22 protein-coding genes and 2 pseudogenes are annotated in these 24,871 nt (G+C 73.2%); 15 read left to right on the forward strand and 9 right to left on the reverse strand.

Translation table 11 applies throughout. The features are described from left to right. Both ACH4N1_RS01660 and ACH4N1_RS01665 read right to left on the reverse strand, forming a co-directional pair. The gene (locus ACH4N1_RS01660) at positions 1-1,026 is read right to left on the reverse strand and encodes an aldo/keto reductase (RefSeq protein ID WP_398093729.1); all 1,026 of its coding nucleotides are present in this window, start codon (positions 1,024-1,026) and stop codon (positions 1-3) included. Then, the gene (locus ACH4N1_RS01665) at positions 1,023-1,487 is read right to left on the reverse strand and encodes a MerR family transcriptional regulator (protein WP_398093731.1); all 465 of its coding nucleotides are present in this window, start codon (positions 1,485-1,487) and stop codon (positions 1,023-1,025) included. Before ACH4N1_RS01665 ends, ACH4N1_RS01660 begins: the two co-directional genes overlap by 4 nt. Positions 1,488-1,598: 111 nt before the next feature. Between ACH4N1_RS01665 and ACH4N1_RS01670 the strand changes: the two genes are divergently transcribed. Together ACH4N1_RS01670 and ACH4N1_RS01675 are read left to right on the forward strand one after the other, a co-directional pair. Then, positions 1,599-2,435 carry a serine hydrolase domain-containing protein gene (locus ACH4N1_RS01670; protein ID WP_398093732.1) on the forward strand — a complete coding sequence of 279 codons (837 nt, stop codon included), beginning with the start codon at positions 1,599-1,601 and terminating at the stop codon, positions 2,433-2,435. A 72-nt stretch (positions 2,436-2,507) separates the two neighbouring features. Beyond that, on the forward strand, positions 2,508-4,289 hold the full coding sequence (locus tag ACH4N1_RS01675) for a protein kinase (protein WP_398093734.1): 1,782 nt from the start codon (positions 2,508-2,510) through the stop codon (positions 4,287-4,289). Between the two features lie 6 nt (positions 4,290-4,295). Here the strand turns inward: ACH4N1_RS01675 and ACH4N1_RS01680 are convergent, their stop codons facing one another. Further along, positions 4,296-4,955 carry a pirin family protein gene (locus tag ACH4N1_RS01680; protein WP_398093736.1) on the reverse strand — a complete coding sequence of 220 codons (660 nt, stop codon included), beginning with the start codon at positions 4,953-4,955 and terminating at the stop codon, positions 4,296-4,298. A gap of 93 nt (positions 4,956-5,048) precedes the next feature. Here ACH4N1_RS01680 and ACH4N1_RS01685 point away from each other — a divergent pair, with 93 nt between their 5' ends. From ACH4N1_RS01685 to ACH4N1_RS01705, 5 genes are all read left to right on the forward strand, one after another. Then, positions 5,049-6,254 (forward strand): PucR family transcriptional regulator, encoded by a 1,206-nt coding sequence (locus tag ACH4N1_RS01685; RefSeq protein ID WP_398093738.1) that lies wholly within the window; start codon positions 5,049-5,051, stop codon positions 6,252-6,254. An 89-nt stretch (positions 6,255-6,343) separates the two neighbouring features. After that, positions 6,344-7,258, forward strand: a complete 915-nt coding sequence (locus ACH4N1_RS01690; protein WP_398093740.1) for an ACP S-malonyltransferase — start codon at positions 6,344-6,346, stop codon at positions 7,256-7,258. Between the two features lie 16 nt (positions 7,259-7,274). Next, positions 7,275-8,276: a ketoacyl-ACP synthase III gene (locus ACH4N1_RS01695; RefSeq protein WP_398093742.1), complete on the forward strand. Its 1,002-nt coding sequence runs from the start codon at positions 7,275-7,277 to the stop codon at positions 8,274-8,276. Between the two features lie 82 nt (positions 8,277-8,358). Continuing rightward, positions 8,359-8,607 (forward strand): acyl carrier protein, encoded by a 249-nt coding sequence (locus ACH4N1_RS01700; protein WP_366057748.1) that lies wholly within the window; start codon positions 8,359-8,361, stop codon positions 8,605-8,607. A gap of 86 nt (positions 8,608-8,693) precedes the next feature. Next, complete coding sequence (locus tag ACH4N1_RS01705) at positions 8,694-9,986, forward strand: beta-ketoacyl-[acyl-carrier-protein] synthase family protein (protein WP_398093744.1); 1,293 nt, start codon at positions 8,694-8,696, stop codon at positions 9,984-9,986. A gap of 104 nt (positions 9,987-10,090) precedes the next feature. Here the strand turns inward: ACH4N1_RS01705 and ACH4N1_RS01710 are convergent, their stop codons facing one another. Continuing rightward, entirely contained in the window at positions 10,091-10,585 is a 495-nt protein-coding gene (locus ACH4N1_RS01710) for a DUF3145 domain-containing protein (protein WP_398093745.1), read from the reverse strand. A gap of 282 nt (positions 10,586-10,867) precedes the next feature. Here ACH4N1_RS01710 and ACH4N1_RS01715 point away from each other — a divergent pair, with 282 nt between their 5' ends. Then, on the forward strand, positions 10,868-11,764 hold the full coding sequence (locus ACH4N1_RS01715; protein ID WP_398093747.1) for an SGNH/GDSL hydrolase family protein: 897 nt from the start codon (positions 10,868-10,870) through the stop codon (positions 11,762-11,764). Positions 11,765-11,779: 15 nt separating this feature from the next. Continuing rightward, entirely contained in the window at positions 11,780-12,760 is a 981-nt protein-coding gene (locus tag ACH4N1_RS01720; RefSeq protein ID WP_398093748.1) for an aldose epimerase family protein, read from the forward strand. A 103-nt stretch (positions 12,761-12,863) separates the two neighbouring features. Here the strand turns inward: ACH4N1_RS01720 and ACH4N1_RS01725 are convergent, their stop codons facing one another. Next, the gene (locus tag ACH4N1_RS01725) at positions 12,864-15,281 is read right to left on the reverse strand and encodes a beta-glucosidase H (RefSeq protein WP_398093750.1); all 2,418 of its coding nucleotides are present in this window, start codon (positions 15,279-15,281) and stop codon (positions 12,864-12,866) included. A 116-nt stretch (positions 15,282-15,397) separates the two neighbouring features. Between ACH4N1_RS01725 and ACH4N1_RS01730 the strand changes: the two are divergent. Then, positions 15,398-15,983: pseudogene (locus ACH4N1_RS01730) on the forward strand (TetR/AcrR family transcriptional regulator). A gap of 97 nt (positions 15,984-16,080) precedes the next feature. Here ACH4N1_RS01730 and ACH4N1_RS01735 read toward each other — a convergent pair. After that, entirely contained in the window at positions 16,081-16,884 is an 804-nt protein-coding gene (locus tag ACH4N1_RS01735; RefSeq protein WP_398093752.1) for an EI24 domain-containing protein, read from the reverse strand. Between the two features lie 236 nt (positions 16,885-17,120). On the opposite strand from ACH4N1_RS01735, the gene ACH4N1_RS01740 reads away from it, so the two are divergent. After that, positions 17,121-18,275: a serine hydrolase domain-containing protein gene (locus tag ACH4N1_RS01740; RefSeq protein ID WP_398093754.1), complete on the forward strand. Its 1,155-nt coding sequence runs from the start codon at positions 17,121-17,123 to the stop codon at positions 18,273-18,275. A gap of 127 nt (positions 18,276-18,402) precedes the next feature. Here the strand turns inward: ACH4N1_RS01740 and ACH4N1_RS01745 are convergent, their stop codons facing one another. Further along, complete coding sequence (locus ACH4N1_RS01745) at positions 18,403-19,425, reverse strand: NADP-dependent oxidoreductase (protein ID WP_398093756.1); 1,023 nt, start codon at positions 19,423-19,425, stop codon at positions 18,403-18,405. A 151-nt stretch (positions 19,426-19,576) separates the two neighbouring features. Between ACH4N1_RS01745 and ACH4N1_RS01750 the strand changes: the two genes are divergently transcribed. Continuing rightward, entirely contained in the window at positions 19,577-20,026 is a 450-nt protein-coding gene (locus ACH4N1_RS01750; protein ID WP_398093758.1) for a MarR family winged helix-turn-helix transcriptional regulator, read from the forward strand. A gap of 136 nt (positions 20,027-20,162) precedes the next feature. On the opposite strand, the pseudogene ACH4N1_RS01755 reads toward ACH4N1_RS01750, so the two are convergent. After that, positions 20,163-20,768 (reverse strand): annotated as a pseudogene (locus ACH4N1_RS01755) (LysR substrate-binding domain-containing protein); the annotation flags it as partial. Here ACH4N1_RS01755 and ACH4N1_RS01760 point away from each other — a divergent pair. Beyond that, positions 20,736-21,284, forward strand: coding sequence for an NADPH-dependent F420 reductase (locus tag ACH4N1_RS01760; RefSeq protein WP_398093759.1), 549 nt, complete (start codon positions 20,736-20,738; stop codon positions 21,282-21,284). The pseudogene ACH4N1_RS01755 and the gene ACH4N1_RS01760 sit on opposite strands and share 33 nt — an antisense overlap. A 160-nt stretch (positions 21,285-21,444) precedes the next feature. On the opposite strand, the gene ACH4N1_RS01765 is transcribed toward ACH4N1_RS01760, so the two are convergent. After that, positions 21,445-22,323 carry a hypothetical protein gene (locus ACH4N1_RS01765; RefSeq protein ID WP_398093760.1) on the reverse strand — a complete coding sequence of 293 codons (879 nt, stop codon included), beginning with the start codon at positions 22,321-22,323 and terminating at the stop codon, positions 21,445-21,447. A gap of 270 nt (positions 22,324-22,593) precedes the next feature. On the opposite strand from ACH4N1_RS01765, the gene ACH4N1_RS01770 reads away from it, so the two are divergent. Continuing rightward, on the forward strand, positions 22,594-23,754 hold the full coding sequence (locus ACH4N1_RS01770; protein ID WP_392241124.1) for a mandelate racemase/muconate lactonizing enzyme family protein: 1,161 nt from the start codon (positions 22,594-22,596) through the stop codon (positions 23,752-23,754). Then, the gene (locus ACH4N1_RS01775; protein WP_398093762.1) at positions 23,751-24,755 is read left to right on the forward strand and encodes a zinc-binding dehydrogenase; all 1,005 of its coding nucleotides are present in this window, start codon (positions 23,751-23,753) and stop codon (positions 24,753-24,755) included. Before ACH4N1_RS01770 ends, ACH4N1_RS01775 begins: the two co-directional genes overlap by 4 nt. Positions 24,756-24,871 lie beyond the last annotated feature (116 nt).

The raw sequence follows: 24,871 nt of genomic DNA on the forward strand, positions 1-24,871 counted from the left end.
TCAGGAGCGGGTCTCCCGTCCGGCCGAGGTGAACGTCATGTCCGCGTACCGGTCGCCCGCGACCTTGCCCGCGATCGGTTCCAGGAGCGCCAGCTCGTCCGCGGTCAGCTCGAGGGCCGTCGCCCGGAGGTTCTCCTCCACCCGGCCCGCCTTCCGCGTGCCCGGGATCGGGATCACCGGCAGGCCGTGGACGCCGGCCCGGTGCTGGACCCAGGCCAGCGCTATCTGGGCCGGGGTGGCGTCGTGGGCCCGGGCGACCGCGCGGACCGGCTCCAGCAGGGCCGCGTTGGCCGCCGCGTTCTCGCCGGTGAAGCGGGGCTGCTGACGGCGGAAGTCGTCGGCGGTGAGGTCCTTGTCGGCGTCGGCGAAGGAGCCGGTGAGGAAGCCCCGGCCGAGCGGGGAGTACGGCACGAGCGCGACGCCCAGCTCACGGGCGGCCGGCACCACCCGGTCCTCGATGTCCCGGCTGAACAGGGACCACTCCGACTGCACGGCGGCGATCGGGTGCACGCCCTGCGCGGCCCGCAGCTCGTCGGCCGTGACCTCGCTCAGGCCGAGGTGCCCGACCTTGCCCTCGCGCACCAGCTCGGCCATCACGCCGACGGTGTCCTCGATCGGCACCCGCGGATCGCGCCGGTGCATGTAGTAGAGGTCGATGACGTCGACGTCCAGGCGCTTCAGGCTGGCCTCGACGGCCCGGCGGACGTAGGGCGCGTCGTTGCGGACGACCCGGCGGGTCGGGTCGTCCGCGGGGATCGACAGGGCGAACTTGGTGGCGATGACGACCTCGTCGCGGTGCGCCTTGAAGAACGGGGCGAGGAACTCCTCGTTGGCGCCGGCGCCGTACGCGTCCGCGGTGTCGTACAGGGTGACGCCCAGGTCCAGGGCGCGGTCCAGGGCGGCCCGTGACTCCTTCGCGTCCGAGGGGCCGTAGGCGAAACTCATGCCCATGCAGCCCAGGCCCTGGACGCCCACCTCGGGGCCCGTGTCGCCGAGTCGTGCCGTGGGGATCCTGCTGTCGGTCATCGGGTCCTCTCCGCTTCGTACGCCTGGGTGGCGTCCGAGTAGAACGTGATCTTCCGGTCGAGTACGGCGAGCGTGTCCTGGAGTTCGGCGATCCGCGCCCGCACGTCCCGGCGGGTCGCCTGCAGAAGCTCGAAGCGCTCGGTGAACGTGTGGTCGCCCTCGCGCACCAGTTCCGCGTACCGCACCATGTCGGCGACCGGCATGCCGGTGAGCCGGAGCTTTCCGACGAGGTCGAGCCAGTTCAGGTCGCGGTTGCTGTAGCGGCGCTGGCCGGTGTGGGAGCGGTCGATGTGCGGCATCAGGCCGATCCGCTCGTACCAGCGCAGGGTGTGCGCCGTCAGGCCGGTGAAGGCGACGACCTCGCTGATCGTGTAGCTGTCCTGGCCGTCGGGGCGCCGGGCGGCCCGGGGCGCGGTGGCGCAGCTGTCGGTCCTGGTACCCGTGGTCTCCATCACCGTCATGACCTCAAAACTAGGGCCTTGGAGCGCACTCGAAGCAAGCGGACCCGGTGAGAAATCGACAGGCCGACCCCTCGGTGCGGCTGTCGCTGTGAGCCGCTTAGTCTCGACGTCATGTCCTTGAAGAGCTTGGCGTTGATCGAGAACTGGCCGGTGGAGACCGCCGCGGCGGGTGTCGTCCGGGCCGACGGTACGGTCCTGGGCACGCACGGGCCGGTCGGCCGGCGTTTCCCGCTGGCCTCCGTGACCAAGCCGCTGGCCGCGTACGCCGCCCTCGTCGCGTACGAGGAGGGGGCGATCGAGCTGGACGAGCCGGCCGGGCCGCCCGGGGCGACCGTCCGCCATCTCCTCGCGCACACCTCCGGGCTGGCCTTCGACGAGCACCGGGTGACCGCGCCGCCCGGGGACCGGCGGCTGTACTCCAACGCCGGTTTCGAGCAGCTCGGGGACCACATCGCCAAGGCGACGGACATCCCGTTCGCGGAGTACCTGCGGCAGGCGGTGCTGGAGCCGCTGGGGATGACGGCGACCTCGCTGGAGGGCTCGCCCGCGAAGGACGGCGTGTCGACCGTCGAGGACCTGCTGCGGTTCGCCGCCGAGGTGCAGGCGCCGCGGCTGCTGGACCCGCGGACGGTGGCGGCGGCGATGACCGTCCAATACCCGCGCACCAAGGGCGTGTTGCCGGGATACGGACACCAGAACCCCAACGACTGGGGCCTCGGCTTCGAGATCCGGGACGCCAAGTCGCCGCACTGGACCGGTGGTTCGTCCTCACCGAGGACGTTCGGGCACTTCGGGCAGTCGGGCACGTTCCTGTGGGTCGATCCCGAAGTGCGGGCCGCCGCAGTGGCGTTGACGGACCGGGCGTTCGGCCCCTGGGCGGTCGAGGCGTGGCCGGTGTTCACCGACGCGGTGCTCGGCGAGGTGCGGGGCTCCGGTCCCGCCCGCTGATCCCTGCGCCGCTCCCCTCCGCTAACCTCCCTCTGCACACAGGACCCACTGCGCGGATCTCGGGGGAGAGCAATGACAGGCGTGCAACGGGGCGGCCGTTTCCGCCCGTTGGAGAGCGGCGACCCGACGTCGGTGGCGGGCTACCGGCTGGCGGCGCGGCTCGGCGCGGGCGGCATGGGCACGGTGTACCTGTCGTACACGCCCGGCGGGCACCCGATCGCGCTCAAGACGATCCGTCCGGAACTGGGCGAGGACCCCGAGTTCCGCCGCCGGTTCCGCCAGGAGGTGCAGGCGGCGCAGCGCGTGCAGGGCCTCTACACCGCGCCGGTCATCGACTACGACACCGAGGGCGAGCGGCCCTGGCTGGCCACCGCCTACGTGGCCGGGCCCTCGCTGGCCTCGGCCGTCGGCGAGCACGGGCCGCTGCCGGCGGGGTCGGTCCTGCTGCTGCTCGCGGGGATGGCCGAGGCGCTGTCGGTGATCCACCGGGCGGACATCGTCCACCGCGACCTCAAGCCGTCCAACGTGCTGCTCGCCTCCGACGGTCCGCGGGTCATCGACTTCGGCATCGCCCGCGCCGCCGACGCCACCGCGCTGACCGGCACCGGCGTCTCCATCGGCACCCCCGCGTTCATGTCGCCCGAGCAGGGCGCCGGCAAGAAGGTCACGGCCGCCTCGGACGTGTTCGCGCTCGGTCAGGTGGCCGTGTTCGCGGCGCGCGGCACCGGGGCGTACGGGGACGGGCCCTCGCACGCGGTGCTGTACCGGATCGTCCACGAGGAACCCGATCTCGACGGACTGCCCGAGCACCTCGGTTTCGTCGCCCGCTGCTTCGCCAAGGACCCGGCCGAACGCCCCTCCCCCGCCGAGATCATCGCCCTGTGCCAGGAGGCGTCGCCGACGCCGCTGCGCCAGTCCGGCTCGTGGCTGCCGGAGGCCATCGCCGCGCAGATCACCCAGCGGGTGTCGGCGTCGGCCGCGCTGGCGTCGGCCCCGGCCGCCGGCCCGGACGCCCCGACGCCCACGGCACCGGTCGCGCAGGCCGGCCCGGCCACGCCGCCGCACGCGCACACCCCGGCGTCCCCGTCCGTGCACGCGGCCCCCACAACCGCCGCCCCGCAGGTGCAGGCGACACCGTCGTTCGGCCCCGTCGTCCCGCTGCCCGGACCGCAGGCCCCCTTCCCGCCGTCGTACGGCCCGCCGACCCCGCCGCGGCCGCCCTTCGCCCACCAGCAGCCCGCCTGGCGGCCGCTGCCGCTGCCGCCGAAGAAGAACCAGGCCGGCAAGTGGATCGGGATCGCCGCCGCGGTGGTGATGGGCCTGTTCTGGCTCGGCAGCTGCGCGTCGGCCCTCGGCGACCTCGGGGACTCGTCGGACTCCTACGGGGACAGCTCCGCCACCGGCGGCGGCACCGGCGGTTCGACGGGCTCCGGGGCCCTGCACGACCCGGAGCCGGTGACGTACAAGGGGATCAACATCCCGCTGGACTACTACGTCCGGTTCGTGGACTCGCCCCCGAAGCCGATCGAGGACCGCAGCCCCTACGACAACGCCGACGCGGACCTGTACTACTACGACGTCGACGAAGACGCGCTGTCCAGCCAGGGCGAGAGGATCGTCCTGCTGAACAGCTCCCAGCAGGGCTCGCTGAAGACCTGCCGTGAGGAGACCCGGTACGCCGAGCGCGTCTCGCTCTCGCAGCTGGCGAAGGGCACCCAGCTCTGCGTGCACACCACCTCCGGCCACATCGCCCTGGTCACCTTCAAGGGCGGCGCGCCGCAGGGCGACCCCAGCGACTTCGTCTCGGTGGACCTGACGATCTGGCGCAACGCCGAGGAGCCCGGCGACAGCTGACCCCGCTCAGGCCTCCATCGCCCAGATCAGCACCTCGGCCGGGCCCGCCCCGGCCACCAGCTCCAGGTCCTCCTCGTCGGCGGCGCGCACCGCGTCCCCCGGCCCCAGCTCGTGCGGGCCGAGCCGGACGGCGCCGCCGACGACGTGGACGTGGACCCGCGGCGCGTCCGGCACGGCGGTCCGCTCCCCCGCCGCCAGCCGCCGTACGTGCAGCATCGCGCCCGCCTCCGGGACGGCGTACGGCGTGGCGTCGGCGATGCCGCGGACGAGGTCGTAGGCCGGCTCGCCGCCCGGCTCGAGCGGGGCCAGCCACATCTGCACGAAGGTCAGCGGCACGGTGCCGTCGTTGCGTTCGACGTGCCGCACCCCGGCCGCCGAGCTGAGCCGCTGCACGTCGCCGGGGCGCACCCGCGTCTCGTGCCCGGCCGAGTCGCGGTGGGTCAGTTCGCCCTCGACCACCCACGTCACGATCTCGGTGTGGCGGTGGGGGTGCTCGTCGAAGCCGGCGCCGGGCGCCAGACGCTCCTCGTTGCAGGCGATCAGGGCGCCGAAGCGGAGGTTGCCGGGGTCGTAGTGGGGGCCGAAGGAGAAGGCGTGCCGGGTCTCGATGCCGGCCGCCGGGTCACCACCGGGGTAGCGCTCGTCGGCGCGGCGTACGTCCATCACGCCGACCACGGTAGACCCGCCGCCGGCCGGGCGGTGACCGCAGCCGTGACCCGCCCACGCACGCGCGGGTCCCGATGAGGCAGTCTTGTGCACGTGCCCGAACCCGAAACCCACGACAACCGAGCCGCAGCACCCGCAGCCCACACGCACCTCGCGACCCTGAAGCGGCTGGAGAAGTCCTCCGGGAGCCTCGCCGCCCAGGCCATCACGCGCATGGACGAGACGCTGCCGTGGTACCGGGCGATGCCCCCGGAGAACCGTTCCTGGATCGGGCTGGTGGCCCAGGCGGGCATCGCCGCGTTCACGGAGTGGTTCCGGCGTCCCGACGCCCCGCAGGCCATCTCCACCGACGTGTTCGGGACCGCGCCGCGCGAGCTGACCCGGGCCATCACGCTGCGTCAGACCGTCGAGATGGTGCGCACCACCATCGAGGTGATGGAGAGCGCGATCGACGAGGTCGCCGCCCCCGGCGACGAGAACGTGCTGCGCGAGGCGCTCCTGGTGTACGCCCGCGAGATCGCGTTCGCCACCGCCCAGGTCTACGCCCAGGCCGCCGAGGCGCGCGGCGCGTGGGACGCGCGGCTGGAGTCGCTCGTCGTGAACGCCGTGCTCAGCGGGGAGGCCGACGAGGGTGCCGTCAGCCGGGCCGCCGCCCTCGGCTGGAACGCGCCCGAGCACGTGTGCGTGATCCTCGGAACGGCGCCGGACGGGGACTCCGAGCTGACGGTGGAGGCGATCCGGCGGGCTTCGCGGCACGCCAAGCTCCAGGTGCTCACCGGGGTGCTCGGCTCCCGCCTCGTCGTCATCGCCGGCGGCAGCGACGATCCGATGGCCGTGGCCAAGTCCCTGATCGGGCCGTTCGCGGCGGGGCCGGTCGTCGCGGGCCCCGTGGTGCCCGACCTGCTGGCCGCGACCCGGTCCGCGCAGGCCGCCGCGGCGGGGCTCAAGGCGTGTTCCGCCTGGCAGGACGCACCGCGCCCGGTGCTGGCGGACGATCTGCTGCCGGAACGCGCCATCGCCGGTGATCCCGGCGCGCGCGAGCAGTTGGTGGAGGAGATCTACAGACCGCTGGAGGAGGCGGGCTCGGCGCTCCTGGAGACGCTGGCCGTCTACCTGGAACAGGCGTCCAGTCTGGAGGGCGCGGCGAGGATGCTGTTCGTCCACCCCAACACCGTGCGCTACCGGCTTCGACGTGTGACTGACGTCACCGGCTGGTCACCGTCGGATGTACGCTCTGCGTTCACCTTGCGCATCGCGCTGATCCTGGGGCGTCTCGTCGACGGAGACCCCAAGAGCTAGCGTTTTGTGGGAGGCCCACAAAACCCCCTGCCGTTCTTCGTCCCTGTCCCCACGGGCGGCCGTGCCCGTCCCCAAGAGAGAGTGTGAGAGTGCTCGTACTCGTCGCTCCCGGCCAGGGCGCACAGACGCCCGGCTTCCTGACCCCCTGGCTCGAACTGCCCGGCGCCGCCGACCGTGTCGGCGCGTGGTCGGACGCCATCGGACTGGACCTCGCCCACTACGGCACGCAGGCCGACGCGGACCAGATCCGTGACACCGCCGTGGCGCAGCCGCTGCTGGTCGCGGCCGGGATCCTGTCGGCCGCGGCGCTCGGCGACGTGGCCCCCGGCGCGGTCGCGGGTCACAGCGTCGGCGAGATCACCGCCGCCACCTTCGCGGGCGTCCTCGACGACACCGCCGCGCTGACCCTCGTCCGCAAGCGGGGCCTGGCCATGGCCGAGGCCGCCGCGATCACGGAGACCGGCATGTCGGCGCTGCTCGGCGGCGACCCCGAGGTCTCCGTGGCGCACCTGGAGAAGCTGGGGCTGACCCCGGCGAACGTCAACGGCGCCGGCCAGATCGTCGCCGCGGGCACGCTGGAGCAGCTCGCCGTGCTGAACGAGGACAAGCCGGAGGGTGTCCGCAAGGTCGTTCCGCTGAAGGTCGCGGGCGCGTTCCACACGCACCACATGGCCCCCGCGGTCGAGACGCTGGCCGCCGCCGCCAAGGAGCTGTCCCCCGCCGACCCGCGGATCGCCTACGTCTCCAACAAGGACGGGCGCACGGTGGCCACCGGCGCCGAGGTCCTCGACCGGCTGGTCGGCCAGGTCGCCAACCCGGTCCGCTGGGACCTGTGCATGGAGACGTTCCGGCAGCTCGGCGTGACGGCGCTGATCGAGGTGTGCCCCGGCGGTACGCTCACCGGTCTGGCCAAGCGCGCCCTGCCCGGCGTGAAGACGCTGGCGCTGAAGACCCCCGACGATCTCGACGCGGCCCGCGAGGTCATCGCCGAGCACAGTGCCTGACAAGGAGCCGACGAGCATGGCGAAGATCAAGCCCAGCAAGGGCGCTCCGTACGCGCGCATCCTCGGCGTGGGCGGCTACCGGCCCACCCGGGTGGTGCCCAACGAGGTGATCCTCGAGACGATCGACTCGTCCGACGAGTGGATCCGCTCGCGCTCCGGCATCGAGACCCGGCACTGGGCGAACGACGAGGAGACCGTCGCCGCCATGTCGGTCGAGGCGTCCGGCAAGGCGATCGCCGACGCCGGGATCACCGCCTCGCAGATCGGCGCCGTCGTCGTCTCGACCGTGTCGCACTTCAAGCAGACCCCGGCCGTGGCCACCGAGATCGCCGACAAGCTCGGCACGGACAAGGCCGCCGCCTTCGACATCTCGGCCGGCTGCGCGGGCTTCGGCTACGGCCTGACGCTCGCCAAGGGCATGATCGTCGAGGGCTCCGCCGAGTACGTCCTGGTCATCGGCGTGGAGCGGCTGTCCGACCTGACCGACCTGGAGGACCGGGCCACCGCCTTCCTGTTCGGTGACGGCGCGGGCGCGGTGGTGGTCGGCCCGTCGAAGGAGCCGGCGATCGGCCCGACGGTGTGGGGTTCCGAGGGCGACAAGTCGGAGACCATCAAGCAGACCGTGCCGTGGACGGACTACCGCGACGGCGAGGTCGCGAAGTTCCCGGCCATCACCCAGGAAGGCCAGGCGGTTTTCCGCTGGGCCGTGTTCGAGATGGCGAAGGTCGCCCAGCAGGCGCTGGACGCCGCCGGGATAAGCTCCGCCGACCTGGACGTCTTCATCCCGCACCAGGCCAACGAGCGGATCATCGACTCGATGGTGAAGACCCTCAAGCTGCCGGAGTCCGTCACGGTCGCGCGTGACGTGCGGACCACCGGAAACACCTCGGCCGCCTCGATCCCGCTCGCGATGGAGCGGCTCCTGGCGACCGGCGCGGCCAAGAGCGGCGACACCGCGCTCGTCATCGGATTCGGGGCGGGTCTCGTGTACGCCGCGACGGTCGTTACCCTCCCCTAGGCACTCCGTGCCGGATCATGCGGTCCGGGACGGAAGACACCCAATGCCACACCCTCTGGAACACCAACGAAGGAGCGCCGACATGGCCGCCACTCAGGAAGAGATCGTCGCCGGTCTCGCGGAGATCGTGAACGAGATCGCCGGCATCCCGGTCGAGGACGTCCAGCTGGACAAGTCCTTCACCGACGACCTGGACGTCGACTCGCTGTCCATGGTCGAGGTCGTCGTCGCCGCCGAAGAGCGCTTCGACGTCAAGATCCCCGACGAGGACGTCAAGGACCTCAAGACGGTCGGCGACGCGACGAACTACATCCTCAAGCACCAGGACTAGAGCCACTGCTGGGGCCGGATGTTCCGGCCTGCCCCGCCACCCGGCGGTGGCGCCGCTGAATCCCGATCGTTGGAGAAAGAATTCCCGTGAGCCCGACCAATCGCACCGTGGTCGTCACCGGTATCGGCGCAACCACACCGCTGGGTGGCGACGCAGCCTCTACCTGGGAGGGCCTGGTCGCCGGCAAGTCCGGCGTCACGCCCCTGGAGCAGGACTGGGCGGCCGACCAGGCCGTCCGTATCGCGGCGCAGATCGCCGTGGAGCCCACCGAGGTCATCCCGCGGCCGCAGGCCCGCAAGCTGGACCGCTCGGCGCAGTTCGCGCTGATCGCGGCTCAGGAGGCCTGGAAGGACGCCGGTTTCGCACCGCGGACGGCCGACGGGACGTCCGACGCCGCGTCGGGTGCCACCGTGGACCCGGACCGGCTCGGCGCGGTCATCGCCTCCGGCATCGGCGGCGTGACGACCCTGCTGGACCAGTACGACGTGCTGAAGGAGAAGGGCGTCCGCCGCGTCTCCCCGCACACCGTGCCCATGCTGATGCCGAACAGCCCGTCCGCCAACGTGGGCCTGCTCGTGGGCGCCCGCGCGGGTGTGCACACGCCGGTCTCGGCGTGCGCGTCGGGCGCCGAGGCCATCGGCTACGCCATCGAGATGATCCGTACGGGCCGCGCCGACGTCGTCGTCGCTGGCGGTACGGAGGCGGCGATCCACCCGCTGCCGATCGCCGCGTTCGGCAACATGATGGCGATGTCCAAGAACAACGACGACCCGCAGGGCGCCTCGCGTCCCTACGACACCGCGCGCGACGGCTTCGTGCTCGGCGAGGGCGCCGGTGTGATCGTCCTGGAGTCCGCCGAGCACGCCGCCGCGCGCGGGGCGCGGGTGTACGCCGAGGCGGTCGGCCAGGGCATCTCCGCCGACGCCCACGACATCGTGCAGCCGGAGCCGGAGGGCCGCGGCATCGCGCACGCCCTGCAGAACCTGCTGGACAACACCGACCTCGACCCGGCGGAGATCGTGCACGTCAACGCGCACGCGACGTCGACGCCCGCCGGTGACGTGGCCGAGCTGAAGGCGCTGCGCAAGGTGTTCGGCGACGACGCCGACCACATGGCGGTCTCGGCGACGAAGTCGATGACCGGTCACCTGCTCGGCGGCGCCGGCGGTGTGGAGTCGGTGGCGACGGTCCTCGCGCTGTACCACCGGGTGGCTCCGCCGACCATCAACGTCGAGAACCTCGACCCCGAGGCCGAGGCGAACGCGGACATCGTCCGCGGCGAGGCGCGCAAGCTGCCCGTGGAGGGCCGTATCGCCGCGCTGAACGACTCGTTCGGGTTCGGCGGGCACAACGTGGTGCTGGCGTTCCGGACGGTCTGAGAACCGCCTGTACGTGTGTGAAGGGGCCCCACCGGGAGGTGGGGCCCCTTCTTCGTGTTCTTCGTGTTCTTCGCGCTCGGCGCCCCCGCCCGGGGCACGGTGTGTCACACGACCTGGTGGAGCCACCTCACCGGGGCGCCCTCGCCGGCGTAGCGGAACGGCTCCAGTTCGTCGTCCCAGGGCTTGCCCAGGAGCTTGGCGACCTCCGCCTCCAGGTCCGTCTCGCCGCGCTGGGATCGGGTGAGGGCCGCGCGCAGGCGGTCCTCGGGGATGAGGATGTCGCCGTGGATGCCGGTGACGGCGTGGAAGATGCCGAGGTCGGGGGTGCAGCTGTAGCGCTCGCCCTCGGCGTTGGCGCACGGCTCGGCGGTGACCTCGAAGCGCATCAGGTGCCAGCCGCGCAGGGCGGAGGCGAGCTTGGAGGCGGTGCCGGGCTCGCCCTGCCAGGAGAACTCCGAGCGCCAGGTGCCGGGCGCGGCGGGCTGCCGGATCCAGTCGAGGCTGACGCGTGTGCCGAGCACCCCGGCGACGGCCCACTCGACGTGCGGGCACAGCGCGCGCGGCGCGGAGTGCACGTACAGAACTCCACGTGTCGTCACCGGTACCTCCGGACAGAGCGGGACAGTCTTGCTGGCTGGCATGGCGGCTGTGGCGGCAGCCACGTTGATGGCGAGGCTACCGTGCGACGGCGCGAGGAGTGTGACGTACCGTCGGTCCCGGGCCGCCGAAAGGCCTCCATTCACCCGGCAGGACGCCTGTACGGGCCTGATTCGTTGCCTCCGGCCGGCTCGGGAACTCCCGGACGTTGTCATGGGTGGGCCGGCGGAACGTCCGGCCGGGGAACGGCCGGACGAGCGGGACGACCGAGGGGACACCGAAGGATGCGGAAGCGAAGCCACCGCTCGCGGGCCGTGGCCGCGGTGACGGCCGCGGTCGTGCTGGGCGCGGCCGGCTGCGACGCGCTGGGCGGGGACGGGCCGGGCGGGTCGGGTGCGCGGGAGCGGAAGGCGGGGCCCTCGGCGTCGCCGACCCCGGTGTGGGACACCAGCCCCGCCTCGCTGGCCGCCGTGGGCGACTCCATCACCCGCGGCTTCGACGCGTGCTCGGTGCTGACGGACTGCCCCGAGGTGTCCTGGGCGACCGGCGACAGCGGCGAGGTGAAGAGTGTGGCCGTGCGGCTGCTGGGGGCGAAGGCGGCCACGCACAGCTGGAACTACGCGGTGACCGGGGCGCGGATGGCGGATCTGCCGGCGCAGATGGCGCGGGCGGCGGCGCGCAGGCCCGCGCTGGTGACGGTGATGGCCGGGGCCAACGACGCCTGCCGGGTGACGGCGGAGGCGATGACGCCGGTGGCCGACTTCCGGGCGGGGTTCGAGGAGGCGCTGCGCACCCTGCGCCGGACCGCGCCGACGGCGCAGGTGTACGTGGCGAGCGTGCCGGACCTGAAGCGGCTGTGGTCGCAGGGGCGGACGAACGTGCTGGGCAAGCAGGTGTGGAAGCTGGGGATCTGCCCGTCGATGCTGGGGGACGCGGACGCGCTGGACGCGGCGGCGAATCTGCGGCGGGAGACCGTGCGGCAGCGGGTGGAGGATTACAACAGGGTGCTGGAGGAGGTCTGCGCCGAGGACGCGCGGTGCCGGTTCGACGGCGGCGCGGTGTACGCGTTCCGCTTCGGGACCGACCAGCTGAGCCACTGGGACTGGTTCCACCCGAGCACGAACGGGCAGGCCAGGCTGGCCGAGATCGCCTACCGTCGGATCACCGCTCGCGGCGCGTGACTTAGGGTTTCCCCCATGAGCGAACACTTCGGAACACTTTCCGACGGCACCCCCGTGCACCGCTGGACCCTGGAACGGGCGGGCGTCCGGGTGCGGGTCCTGTCCTACGGCGGGATCGTGCAGTCGGTGGAGGTCCCGGACCGGGAGGGGCGCGGTACGGACGTGGTGCTGGGGTTCGCGGACCTGGACGGCTACGTCACGCATCCGGAGCCCTTTCTCGGCGCGCTGGTCGGACGGTACGCGAACCGGATCGCCCGGGCCCGCTTCCCGTTGGACGAGGTGACCTACGCCCTCGAGCCGAACGACGGGGCGAACTCGCTGCACGGCGGTGCGCGCGGTTTCGACAAGCGGGTGTGGGACGTGGAGCCGGTCGAGCACGGGCTGCGGCTGAGCCGGGTCAGCCCGCACGGCGAGGAGGGCTTCCCGGGCCGGCTGGAGGTCACGGCCACCTACACGCTGGACGCGTCGGGGGCGCTGCGGCTGGCGTACGAGGCGGTCACGGACGAGCCGACGGTGGTGAACCTGACCAACCACAGCTACTTCGACCTGAGCGGCGCGGGCGGCGCGGGCGGCGCGGGCGGGCACGAACTGCGGCTGGCCGCCTCCCGGTACACGCCGGTCGACGACGGCCTGATCCCCACCGGTGAGCAGGCGGACGTGGCGGGCACCCGCTTCGACTTCCGTACGGCCCGCGCGGTGGGCGGGGGCCTCGACCACAACTTCGTGCTCGACAAGGGCGTCACGGACGGGCCGGTGGAGGTGGCCGAGCTGTACGACCCGGTATCCGGCCGGGTGCTGACGGTGGCCACGACCGAGCCGGGCATCCAGGTGTACACCGCCGACCACCTGGGCGAGCCGTTCGGGCCCGGCGCGGGCGTCGCGCTGGAGACCCAGCACTTCCCGGACTCCCCGAACCGGCCGGAGTTCCCGAGCACCGAGCTGCGTCCGGGCGAGGTGTACCGGTCGGAGACGGTGTACGGGTTCTCGGCGCGGTAGGCGTACGGGTCCCGGCCCGGCGGGCACGGCGCCGGGACGTGCATAGCCCCGGTCCAGGGGTCAGGTCCCGGACCGGGGCTGCTCTCGGGGCGCGGGGCCCGCGTCAGACGTTAATCGTCGCGGTGATCCTGCGGTCCGCGAGAGACCTACCCACCTGGATTTCGTACGAACCCTTCACAAAGGACCACTGCCGGGCGGTCTCGTCCCAGATCTCGAACGCGCGGCGCGGGAGGGTGACGACGGCCTCGGCGCTCTCCCCCGGGCCGGCCTCGACGCCGGCGAAGCCGGCCAGCCAGCGGACCGGGCGGCCGGCGTCGGGTTCGGTGGGCGCGAGGTAGACCTGGACGACCTCGCGGCCCGCCCGTCCGCCGGTGTTGCGCAGGCGGACGGCGACGTTCGTGCCGTCCGTCTCGACCGAGTCGTACGTCCAGTCGGTGTAGCCGAGGCCGTGGCCGAAGGGGTAGGCCGGGGTGCGGCCTTCCTTCTCCCAGGCGCGGTAGCCGATGAAGACGCCCTCGTCGTAGGGGAGTTCGCCGTCGGTCGGGGTGACCCGGGTGACCGGGGCGTCGGCGAGGGAGCCCCAGGTGGTGGGCAGGCGCCCGCCGGGCTCGTGGGCGCCGGTGAGGACGTCGGCGAGGGCGGCGCCGCCCTCCTGGCCGGGGAACCAGCTCAGCAGCACGGCGGCGACGTCCTCGCGCCACGGGAGTTCCACCGGGGAGCCGGAGTTGACGACCACGACGGTGTCCGGGTTGGCGGCGGCCACGGCCCGCACCAGGTCGTCCTGGCGGCCGGGCAGGCGCAGGTCGGTGCGGTCGAAGCCCTCGGACTCGACGCGTTCGGTGGTGGCGACGACGACCACGGCGGTGTCGGCGGCGCGGGCCGCCGCGACCGCTTCGGCGATCAGCGCGTCCGGGTCCCGCGGGGGCTCCTGGTGGGCGAGCGCGAAGGCGACGACCTTCAGCGGCAGGCGCTCGGGGAAGCGGACGACGTAGGTGAGGGAGACGTCGACCGTCTCCCCGGCGGTCAGTTCGGTCTCGGCACGGGGCACCGGGGAGCCGAAGGACGCCTCGAAGGGGTCGCTGACGTCGGCCGGCTCCTGGGTGCCGTCGAAGTACGTGGTGCCGGCGACGGTGAGGGTGAAGGCGCCGACGCCCTTGACGCCGAAGGTGTGCCGGCCGCTCGCGCGCGGGGTGAAGGTGCCGGTCAGCTCCACGGTGTGCAGGGTGTCGGAGGTGACGCCGTCCGGGAGGTCGTTGCCCATCCACTGGATCTGCCCGTTCGGGGCCGAGCCGGTGCCGAGGACGGTTCCGGCGGCGTCGCGGCAGACGGCCCGCAGCATGAACCCCTTGTCGGCGAAGGCGAGTTCGGTGGTCGGGTCGGCGCCGACGGCGTAGCTGAGGGCGCCCTCGGGGAGGGCGGCGGTGAGGCCGTCGAGCGGGGAGACGACACGGGCGGGGAAGACGGTGGCGGAGCCGCCGCCGAGGACGCGGGCGTCGCGGGCGGCGGCGCCGATGAGGGCGACGGTGCGGCCGGGCCGCAGGGGCAGCACGGCGCGCTCGTTGCGGACCAGGACGAAGGAGCGGCGGGCGAGTTCGCGGGCCAGGGACTCGCCGTGGACGGGCGCGGGCGGCACGGGGACGGCGGGTTCGACGTCCGCGAGGGCGCCCACGCGGGCGGCGAGGCGCAGGACGCGGCGTACGGCGTCGTCGACCTCGGGCTCGTCGAGGCGGCCGTCGCGCACCGCCTGCGCGAGGGCCTCGCCGTAGACGGTCGTGGGGCCGGGCATGGCCACGTCGAGGCCGCCGCGGAGGGCTCCGACGGTGTCACGGGCGGCCGTCCAGTCGGAGACGTTGAAGCCGTCGAAGCCCCATTCGCCGCGCAGGACCTCGTTCACGAGGTGGTGGTGTTCGGTCATCGTGGTGCCGTTGACCGTGTTGTAGGCGGTCATGACACCCCACGGGCGGGCGTCCTCGACGATGGCCTCGAAGGGGGCCAGGTACAGCTCGCGCAGGGCGCGCTCGCCGACCAGGTTGTTCACGGTGAAGCGGTCGGTCTCGGCGTCGTTGGCGACGAAGTGCTTGACGGTGGTGCCGACGCCGCCCTCCTGCACGCCTCTCACGTACCCGGTCCCGATCCGTCCCGTCAGGTGGGGGTCCTCGCTGTAGGCCTCGAAGTGGCGGCCGCCGAGCGGGGAGCGGTGCAGGTTGACGGTCGGGGCGAGCAGGACGTGGACGCCCTTGCGGCGGGCCTCCTGGGCGAGGAGCACCCCGGCGCGGCGGGCGAGGCCGGGGTCCCAGGTGGCGGCGAGGGCGGTCGGGGACGGCAGCGCGACGGACGGGTCGTCGGCGGTCCAGCGCACGCCCCGGACGCCGATCGGGCCGTCGGACATCACGAGGGACGCGAGGCCGATCTCGGGGAGGGCGGGCAGGGACCACATGTCCTGGCCGGCCAGCAGCCGGGTCTTCGCGTCCAGGTCGAGCTTGCCGAGGGCCGCCTCGACGGCCGCCTCGATGTCCGCCATCGCGGGCCTCCTCGTTGAATTCCTGTGCGGTGCTGTGCGGTGTTGTTCCCCATCGTGCATCGACCGCCTGTGGAGCGGTAGGTTTCGAGACGCTGCCGTTACCTTCACGGGCGGTGATGTCGTACGGTGACCGGCATGAACGCCAGGACGACCAGGAGCGAGGAGCGGCGCGCGGAGATCGTGCGGGCGGCCCTGGAGGTGATCGCCGAACGCGGTTACCGGGGCGCGAGCCTGGCGGCGGTGGCCGAGCGGGTCGGGCTGACCCAGCAGGGGCTGCTGCACCACTTCCCCACGAAGGACGCGCTGCTGGTCGCGGTGCTGGAGGAACGCGACCAGTGGGACGCGATGCCGCACACCCGGTGGCGGATCGACCTGCTGTGCTCGCTGGTCGAGTACAACGCGATGCGGCCCGGCATCATCCAGACCTTCTGCGCCCTCCTCGGCGAGAGCGTCACCGAGGGGCATCCCGCGCGGGAGTACTTCACCGACCGGTACCGGCAGGTGCGGGCGAACACGGCGGCGGTCCTGCGCGCCGAGTACGGCGACCGCCTGCCCAACGGGCTCACCCCGGAGCGGACCGCTCCGCTGCTGGTGGCGGTGATGGACGGCCTCCAGTACCAGTGGCTCCTGGACCCGGAGGCGGTGGACATGCCGGGCGCCTTCCGCGACTTCCTGCGCCTGCTGGGCGAGGACGTGGACTGACGGCCGGTCCGGGCGGCCGTGGCTGCGGCCGTGGCCGAAGCTGCGACCGCGGCCGTGGCTGCGACCGCGGCCGTGGCTGCGACTGCGACTGCGACGGTCAGTGCGGCGGCTGCGGCACGGCGGCGTCCGGCTCCTCGCGGTCGTCGTCGCCCGCGGTCTCCTCGCCCAGCAGGTCCCGCGCCATCAGCGTCGCGCCCGCCACCGCGCCCGGCATCAGGAACACCGCGACGAAGGGGACCAGGAACGCGACCGCGAGGGGCGTGCCGAAGCCCCAGACGAGGCTCCTGCGGGAGCGGAGCAGGGCCAGCCGGGACCGGGCGTCGACGGTCCGGCGCTGGAGGGCGACGGACGTCAGTTCCTCGGTCAGGAAGAAGCCGGTGACGAAGAGGCCGATGACCGGCACGACGGTCTGGCCGAGGAACGGGACGAAGCCGAGCGCGAAGAGCAGCACGCCCCACAGCAGCGCGCGCAGCAGGACCCACAGGCTGTCGCGGGCCGAGATCCACAGCTCGCGCCGGAGCGGCAGTCCGGACACCGGGGCCGAGCCGTCGGGCGAGACGTCGCGGTCGACCCGCTCGGAGAGGCTCTCGTAGAAGGGCTGGCCGATCAGCAGCGTGACCGCGGTGAAGGTCACCACGGCGAGCAGCAGGCCGAGCGCGAACAGGACGGCCGTCAGGAACCCGCGGAACAGTCCGCCCCAGGGGCTCGACCAGTCGTCGGCGAAGGGGGTCGCCCAGCCCACGAAGTCCTCGCCCCACACGCCGAGCGCCACCAGCGCGCCCACGTACAGGACGAGCGTGATCAGGCCGGGCACGAGCCCGAACCCGTACTGCTTCCCGTGCCGGGCCACCCAGCGGTGGCCCTTCAGGAGGTATCCGAATCCCGCCCCAAGATCGCGCATGGCCGGATTCTATCGGGGCGCGAGCATGACATCGGGGTCGCCGGGGATCGCGCGCACCGGTCCCGCGCCCGGCCGCCCCTACGCCATCCGGGCTACCCACGACACCAAACGCCTGCCCGCCGCCGTTGAGTCGAACGGGTAGGCCTCGCCGTACCGATCGACGGAAGCACCCGGGAGCCCCCGGAAGCACGGTTGACCACGGCACACGCGAGCAGCGGTCTGGTGGAGGAGAGCGGATGACCCAGGAGATCCATGGCACCGTCGCGGCGGGCTTCGAGACGGTACGGGACGAGTTCGCCGCGTTCGTGGCGACCGAACGGCCCGACTACGAGGGCCAGTTGTGCGTGTACGTGCACGGCCGGCGGGTCGTCGACCTGTGGGCCGGGGACGGCGCGGACGCCGACTCCCTCTACGGCGTGTTCTCGTCCTCCAAGGGTGCCGCCCATCTGGTGGCGGCGCTCCTGGTGCAGGAGGGGACGCTGGAGCTGGACCGCAAGGTCACCTACTACTGGCCCGAGTTCGCGTCCGAGGGCAAGGGCGCGCTGACCCTGCGCGACCTGCTCGCGCACCGGGCCGGAGTGGTCGGCACCGACTCCGGGTTCTCCCGGCAGGAACTGGCGGACGACCGGCAGGTCGCCGAACGGCTCGCCGACCAGCGGCCGTTCTGGCGTCCGGGCACCGCGTTCGGCTACCACGCGCTGGTCATCGGGGCGCTCAGCGGCGAGGTCGTACGGCGGGCGACCGGCCGTACGCTCCAGGAGGTGTACGAGGAACGGGTGCGGGCGCCGTACGGGCTCGACCTCTTCCTGGGGCTGCCGAGGGCGCACGAGCCGCGGTTCCGGTCGACGCGGGCCATGGCGCCGACCGAGGAGCAGCGGGCGCTGCCGGCCTCGCCGCCGGACGGGCCGCACACCCTTGCCGGCATCGCCTTCAACCGGCACGCCGCCGAGCCGACCGACCTCGAGACGCTGCCGAACGATCCGCTCGTCCGGGCGAAGGGGCCGGCGTCCGTCGGCGGCGTCGCCTCCGCGCGCGGGCTGGCCGCGATGTACGCGGCGGCGATCAGCGAGGTCGGCGGAAAGGCACCGCTGCTGAAGGAGGACACGGCGGCGGAGTTCGCGCAGTTCCACTCCGTGGGGTACGACCTGGTGGCGCGGGCGCACAAGTCGTACGGGCTGGGGTTCCAGGCGACCGCGGACACCTGGTATCCGGTACTGGGGGCGGGGGCCTTCGGGCACAGCGGGGCGGCCGGCAGCCAGGGCTTCGCGGATCCGCGGAGCGGGATCGCCTACGGCTACACGCGGCGGCGGTTCGCGTTCCCGGGCGGGGCGGGGGTGGAGAACGAGAGGTTCGTCGCCGCGGTGCACGGGGCCGCGACGGCCCTGGGGTGAGAGGGCGGGGCGGGGGGCCGCCCCGCCGCCCCTTCCCGTCCCTTCCCGTCCCGGGCCCGGGGGCCGCGCCCCGCCCCCGGGCCCTCGTCGGCCCACCGCCCGGCCCGGCCGGGGGCGGAGCGGGCGGTTACAGCTTCACGATCATCTTGCCCGTGTTGTCGCCCCGGAGTACTCCGAGGAACGCCTCCAGGTTGTTCTCGATGCCCTCGACGACCGTCTCGCGGTACTTCAGGGCGCCCGAGGCGACCCAGGGGCCGACCTCCTGGACGAACTGGGGCTGGAGGTCGTAGTGGTCGCCGACGAGGAAGCCCTCGATGCGGCCGCGGGTCTGGATGAGGCGGGCGAGGTTGCGCGGACCGGGGGCGGGCTCGGTGTTGTTGTAGACCGAGATCATGCCGCAGACGGCGATGCGGCCGCCCTGGTTCAGGGAGCCGATCGCGGCCTCCAGGTGGTCGCCGCCGACGTTGTCGAAGTAGACGTCGATGCCGTCCGGGGCGGCCTCGCGCAGCTGCTCGCTGACGGAACCGTTCTTGTAGTTGAACGCCGCGTCGAAGCCGTACTCCTCGACCAGGAGCTTGACCTTCTCGTCGGAGCCGGCCGAGCCGATCACCCGCGAGGCGCCCTTGAGCTTGGCGATCTGGCCGACCTGGCTGCCGACCGCGCCGGCCGCGCCGGAGACGAAGACGACGTCGCCCTCCTTGAGGGCGGCGGTGCGCAGCAGGCCGGCGTAGGCGGTGAGGCCGGTCATGCCGAGGACGCCCAGGTAGGTGGAGAGCGGGGCGGCCTCGGGGTCGACCTTGACGGCCTGGGCGGCGTTGAACGTGGCGTACTCGCGCCAGCCGCCGAAGTGCAGCACGTGGTCGCCCACGGCGATGCCCTCGGCCTGCGAGGCGACGACCTCGCCGACCGCGCCGCCCTGCATGGCCTTGCCCAGCTCGTAGGGGGCCGTGTAGGACTTGGCGGCGCTCATCCGGCCGCGCATGTACGGGTCGACGGAGAGGTACGCGTTGCGGACGAGCACCTCGCCGGGGCCGGGCTGCCGGATCTCCGCCTCGGCCAGCTCGAAGTCCTCGGCCTTGGGCCAGCCGACGGGGCGGCTGAGCAGGCGCCATTCGCGGCTGACGGACGGGAGCGCGGGGGTGTCGGACATGGAGCCCTTCCTTGTGGGGTGGTGCGGCGTGCGCCGGGGCGACGCGGGTGCTCGGGCGCTGCGGGTGCACACGACGCAAATACTTCAGTACCTGAAACAACCATGCGCCTGGATATTTCATGATGTCAAGTAAGCGGGTACCCTGGAAACCATGTCCACACCCCGGAAGACCCGTCGGCCCGACCCCCTGACCCTGGAGGTCGTCGAGTTGATCGGCGAGGTCGTGGCGCGGTTCCACCAGGACTACGAGGAGGCCGCCGCCGGGCACTCCCTCACCGGCGCGCAGGCCCGGCTGCTCAGCCTGCTCTCCCTGGAGCCGATGCCGATGCGGAAGCTGGCGGTGAAGCTGAAGTGCGAGCCGTCCAACGTGACGGGCATCGTCGACCGCCTGGAGGCCCGGGGCCTGGTGGAACGCCGGCCCGACCCGACCGACCGCCGGGTGAAGCTGGCCGCGGCGACGGACGAGGGGCGCCGGACGGCCAGGCATCTGCGGGAGAACCTGCGGTTCGCCCGCGAGCCGCTCGCCGGACTGGCCGAGGAGGAGCGACTGGCACTGCGGGGCCTGCTGCGCGGCATGCTGGGCACGGACGAGACCCGGTAGGGACGGGCAGCCGATCCCTGCCGGTCCGGGACGGGAGCGGCCGATCCCTGCCGGTCCGGGACGAGGTGGCCCGCCGCATCGTCGGCGTGCCCCGGACCGGAGGCGGACTTCCCTGGGCTTCCTGGGACTTCCCTGTTCACCGTCCGCTTCGGGGGGTGGAGGTTCCCCCTTCGGCGGCCGGTGGGCCGGAGAGTGCCTGGACGGTCTCGGTGGCCAGGTCGCGCAGCCAGGCGTGGGCGCGGTCGTCGTCGTGGCGCCGGTGCCACAGCAGGTACAGCGGGACGGCGGGCATCGGCAGGGGAAGGGGCAGGGTGACCAGGCCGAGCCGGTCCCGGTCCTCACGGGTCACCGCGTCGGGCAGGGTGAGCACCAGGTCGGTTCCGGGGGCGAGTTGCAGCGCGAAGGCGGCGGTGGGCCCGGCGGCGACGACGCGGCGTTCGTGCCCGCGGACGGCCAGGGCGTCGTCGACCGGGTCGCGCAGGCGTCCGCGCCGCGACACGGTGAGGTGTTCGGCGGCCGTGTAGCGCTCGACGGTCAGCGGGCCTTCGGTGAGCGGGTGGCCGGGCCGGACGGCCACGACGAGGCGGTCGCGGCCGACGAGCCGGTGCCGGATGTCGGGGAGCGTCGGCCTGCGGGAGCTGGACTCGAGGTCCACCTCACCCCGTCGCAGCTCGGGGGTGTCCGTGCCGGACTCGGCGGGCAGGCGCAGTTGGACGCCGGGGGCCCGGCGGTGGACGGCGGCGTCCCCCGTGTGCCCCACACCGACCAGCGCACCGCCGCCCGCACCGCGGACGTCGTGATCAACGCGACGCCCGGCGACAGCTCCCTGGAGCGCCTCGGCGGCCTGCACGCCGAACTCGCCGGGAAGATCCTCGTCGACGTCTCCAACGCCACCCGCGACGCCGACGGCCTGCCCGGCGGCCTGTGCTGTCCCGGCGGCAGCCTCGCCGAGCGACTGCAGGCCGCCCTGCCCGACACCCGGGTGGTCAAGACCCTCAACACCATGCTGTTCACGGTGATGACCGACCCGGAGAGTCTGGCCACCCCGCCGACCGTCTTCGTCTCGGGCGACGACGCCGACGCCGACGCGAAGCAGGCCGTCACGGGACTCCTCGGCGACCTGGGCTGGCAGCCCGCGTGGATCGAGGACCTCGGGGACATCCGCACGGCCCGCGCCACCGAGGCGATGATCCTGGTCGTGCCCCACGTCCTGCGCCGGCACGGCCTGCGGCCCTTCGCCGTCTCACTGACCCGCTGACCCCGCCGCACGCCACCCACCGGTCCGCACCGCGGAGCGGCGACCGGCCCTGCGGGAGCCGTTGTCGCCGGGGCCTTCCGTCGGGATCGGGCCGGACCGGGGAGCGGGGTGGGGAGCGGTGGCGGGGTTCGCGAGCCCGGTCTGACCCCGGCGAAAGACCCTAGGTGCACCACCACAGGAAACGGTTGCAGGTTTCCGACGGTGACGGGACCGGTGCCGGGTCGGAGGCGGTCGGGCCGGCCGTGGGGGTGCCGGGGCCGGAGTCCGCCGGGGTGGAGGCCGCGGGGGGTGTGCCGGGGGCGGGTGCCGTCTGGGGGTCCTGCTCCTCGTCGTCCTGCGGCGTCCGCGACGCGTCGGGCGATGCCGACGGTGACGCCGAGGCGGAGGCCGAGGCCGAGGGCGACGGGTCGGCGGACGGGGAGGCCGACGCCTCGCCGCTTCCCTCCGTGTCGTCGACGGGCTCGACCGTGGTGCCCGGCGACTCCTCGGACTCGATCCGCGAGGACTCCCCGCCCGCCGCCGCCGGGTTCGAGGAGGAGCCGAACCCCGGTGCGTCGATGCCGAGTTCGGCCAGGCTCAGGCCGCCCGCGGCGAGCAGGAAACCGGCCGTGACGAGGAGCGTGCGGCGACGGCGGCGGCGGCGGTGCGCGGCGGCCTTGCGATCGCGACGGCTCGCCTCGCCCTCGGCGGGGCCCTCACCGGCCGGCCCGCGTTCCCCGCCGCTCCGGCCGCGGCTCTGCTCACGGCGGCGGCGGGCACGTCCGGCGGCGGGGGGCACGGAATCACCCTCGGCGTCGGACCCGTACTCGGACTCGGGTGCGGTCTCGGATGCCTCGGCGGTCTCGGCGGCCTCGGGGACACCCCGGTCCGCGCCGGGGCCGCGTTCCTCCTCTAAGGGCTCCTCAGGGGCGTACGGCGTGTACGGCTCCGGCTCGTACGCGGCCTGCCGGTGCGCGGGCGGCCGGTCGGCAGGGGTGCCGCACCCCGGGCAGGCGAGGGCGCCGTTGAGGTGCCGACGGCACGGGTGGCAGTAGTCCATGACGCGGGAAGACTAAGTTCCCGGAGCGTGACGTTCCTAGCTCCGCCTGTGAAGGTTGTGTGGGAAACCGACCGTTCCGGTGCGGCTACCTTGCGCTATCGCCCTCGACGGGACCGGAATCGACCGCTGCGCCCCGTATCGAAAGTCCCGCCCGAAACTGTCGAAACCTCTGTGCGTTCACCCCATTGACACCCCCCTCGCCGCGTCCTTACTGTCACGCCAGCATTTCGAACGTGTGACGAAATCTCGAACAGCTGAAGGGCAACTTCCGTGCGCATCACCGGAATCAGCACCCACGTGGTGGGGACGCCTTGGCGCAACCTGACCTACGTCCAGGTGCACACCGACGAGGGCATCACGGGTGTGGGTGAGACCCGCATGCTGGGCCACACCGACGCGCTGCTCGGCTACCTGAAAGAGGCCGAGACCAATCACATTCTCGGCTCCGACCCGTTCGCTGTCGAGGACCTCGTGCGCCGCATGAAGTACGGCGACTACGGCCGGGCGGGCGAGATCGTGATGTCCGGCATCGCCGTCGTCGAGATGGCGTGCTGGGACATCAAGGGCAAGGCCCTCGGCGTCCCCGTCTGGCAGCTGCTCGGCGGCAAGGTCACCGACAAGGTCAAGGCGTACGCCAACGGCTGGTACACCACCGAGCGCACGCCGGAGGCGTACCACAAGGCCGCCCAGGGGGTCATGGAGCGCGGGTACAAGGCGCTGAAGATCGACCCCTTCGGCACCGGGCACTTCGAGCTGGACCACGAGCAGACCCTGTACGCCGTCTCCCTCATCGAGGCCGTGCGCGACGCCATCGGGCCGGACGCGGAGCTGATGCTGGAGATGCACGGCCGGTTCTCGCCGTCGACCGCGGTCCGGCTGGCGAACGAGCTGGCGCCCTTCAAGCCGGCCTGGCTGGAGGAGCCGGTCCCGCCGGAGAACCTCAAGGCGCTGGAGAAGGTCGCCGCCAAGGTGGACATCCCCATGGCCACCGGTGAGCGCATCCACGACCGGATCGAGTTCCGCGAGCTGTTCGAGAGCCAGGCGGTCGACATCATCCAGCCGGACGTCGGCCACATCGGCGGCATCTGGGAGACGCGCAAGCTCGCCGCGACCGCCGAGACGCACTACATGCTGGTCGCCCCGCACAACGTGGGCGGGCCGGTGCTGACCGCGGCCTCCCTCCAGGTCGGGTTCAGCTCCCCGAACTTCAAGATCCTCGAACACTTCAACGACTTCGCGGACTCGGAGATCAAGAAGGTCGTCAAGGGGGCCCCGCAGGTCGTCGACGGTTACTTCCACCTCTCCGACGCCCCCGGTCTCGGGGTCGAGCTGGACGTGGACGCCGCCGCCGAGTTCCCCCAGCAGCAGGCCCGCTTCGACCTGTGGGCCGACGGCTGGGAGCAGCGCAAGCCGAAGGGCGCCGGGCAGTGAGCACCGCCGTCGTCGTCGAGGCGCCCGGCGAGCACCGGCTCACCGCGCACACGCCCCGTCGGCCGGAGCCCGGTGAGGCGCTGGTGCGGGTGCACGCCGTGGGCATCTGCGGCAGCGACCGCGAGGTGTACCAGGGCAACCGGCCCGAGGGGTACGTCCGTTACCCGCTCACGCCCGGCCACGAGTGGTCCGGGACGGTCGAGGCGGTGGGCGCCGGGGTGCCGGTCTCGCTCGTCGGCCGCAAGGTGGTCGGAGAGGGCTTCCGCAACTGCCAGGTGTGCGACCGCTGCCACGCGGGTGAGACGACGCTGTGCTCGGACGGGTACGAGGAGACCGGTTTCACCCAGCCGGGCGCGATGGCGGCCACGCTGACCCTGCCGGCCCGGCTGCTGCACGTGCTGGCCCGGGACGCCGACCTCACGGCGGCGGCCCTGCTGGAGCCGGCCGCCTGCATCGCGGCCGCCGCGATCAAGGCGCACGCCCTGCCGGGCGAGCGGGTCGCCGTGGTCGGCACCGGGACGCTGGGCATGTTCGCCGTGCAGTTCCTGCGGGCGGGCTCGCCGGCCGAGCTGCTGGTGGTCGGCACCCGCGACGACCGGGAGGCGCTGTCCCGGCGGTTCGGCGCCACCGACTTCCGCACCAGGGACCAGGACCTGCCGGACGACTTCGACGTGGTGATCGAGACCGCCGGGTCCGCCTCGGCCGCCCGCACCGCCGCCGCCCTGCTGAGGCGCGGCGGCCGGCTGGTCCTGACGGGCATTCCCGGTCCGGGCGCCGACGGCCTGGACCCGACGGACCTGGTCGTGCGGCAGCTGGAGGTGCACACCGTCTTCGGAGCGCCGCCCGACGCCTGGTCGCACACGGTGCGGGTGTTCGGGGCCGGACTGCTCGATCCGCTGCCGCTGGTCACCCACGAGCTGCCGCTCGCCGAGTTCTCCGAGGCGATCAGGCTGGTCGGCTCCGGCGATCCGAAGGTGGGCAAGGTGCTGCTCCGCCCCTAGTGCTGTGACCGGATCAGGCCGGGCTCGCGGGCCCCGGCACCGCTCCCCGCTCCCCGCTCCCGCCCGACCCGAACGCGAGACCCCAGCCGTACGCCGGTGCGGGGCGACCTGACGGC

This window comes from Streptomyces sp. NPDC017202 (assembly GCF_044331705.1).
Lineage (GTDB): Bacteria > Actinomycetota > Actinomycetes > Streptomycetales > Streptomycetaceae > Streptomyces.

Excerpts from the sequence above, each read along its gene's own strand:
- ACH4N1_RS01660 (WP_398093729.1), bottom strand. The coding sequence starts at position 1,026 with ATGACCGACAGCAGGATCCCCACGGCACGACTCGGCGACACGGGCCCC.
- ACH4N1_RS01665 (WP_398093731.1), bottom strand. The coding sequence starts at position 1,487 with ATGACGGTGATGGAGACCACGGGTACCAGGACCGACAGCTGCGCCACC.
- ACH4N1_RS01670 (WP_398093732.1), top strand. The coding sequence starts at position 1,599 with ATGTCCTTGAAGAGCTTGGCGTTGATCGAGAACTGGCCGGTGGAGACC.
- ACH4N1_RS01675 (WP_398093734.1), top strand. The coding sequence starts at position 2,508 with ATGACAGGCGTGCAACGGGGCGGCCGTTTCCGCCCGTTGGAGAGCGGC.
- ACH4N1_RS01695 (WP_398093742.1), top strand. The coding sequence starts at position 7,275 with ATGGCGAAGATCAAGCCCAGCAAGGGCGCTCCGTACGCGCGCATCCTC.
- ACH4N1_RS01700 (WP_366057748.1), top strand. The coding sequence starts at position 8,359 with ATGGCCGCCACTCAGGAAGAGATCGTCGCCGGTCTCGCGGAGATCGTG.
- ACH4N1_RS01715 (WP_398093747.1), top strand. The coding sequence starts at position 10,868 with ATGCGGAAGCGAAGCCACCGCTCGCGGGCCGTGGCCGCGGTGACGGCC.
- ACH4N1_RS01720 (WP_398093748.1), top strand. The coding sequence starts at position 11,780 with ATGAGCGAACACTTCGGAACACTTTCCGACGGCACCCCCGTGCACCGC.
- ACH4N1_RS01725 (WP_398093750.1), bottom strand. The coding sequence starts at position 15,281 with ATGGCGGACATCGAGGCGGCCGTCGAGGCGGCCCTCGGCAAGCTCGAC.
- ACH4N1_RS01735 (WP_398093752.1), bottom strand. The coding sequence starts at position 16,884 with ATGCGCGATCTTGGGGCGGGATTCGGATACCTCCTGAAGGGCCACCGC.
- ACH4N1_RS01740 (WP_398093754.1), top strand. The coding sequence starts at position 17,121 with ATGACCCAGGAGATCCATGGCACCGTCGCGGCGGGCTTCGAGACGGTA.
- ACH4N1_RS01745 (WP_398093756.1), bottom strand. The coding sequence starts at position 19,425 with ATGTCCGACACCCCCGCGCTCCCGTCCGTCAGCCGCGAATGGCGCCTG.
- ACH4N1_RS01750 (WP_398093758.1), top strand. The coding sequence starts at position 19,577 with ATGTCCACACCCCGGAAGACCCGTCGGCCCGACCCCCTGACCCTGGAG.
- ACH4N1_RS01765 (WP_398093760.1), bottom strand. The coding sequence starts at position 22,323 with ATGGACTACTGCCACCCGTGCCGTCGGCACCTCAACGGCGCCCTCGCC.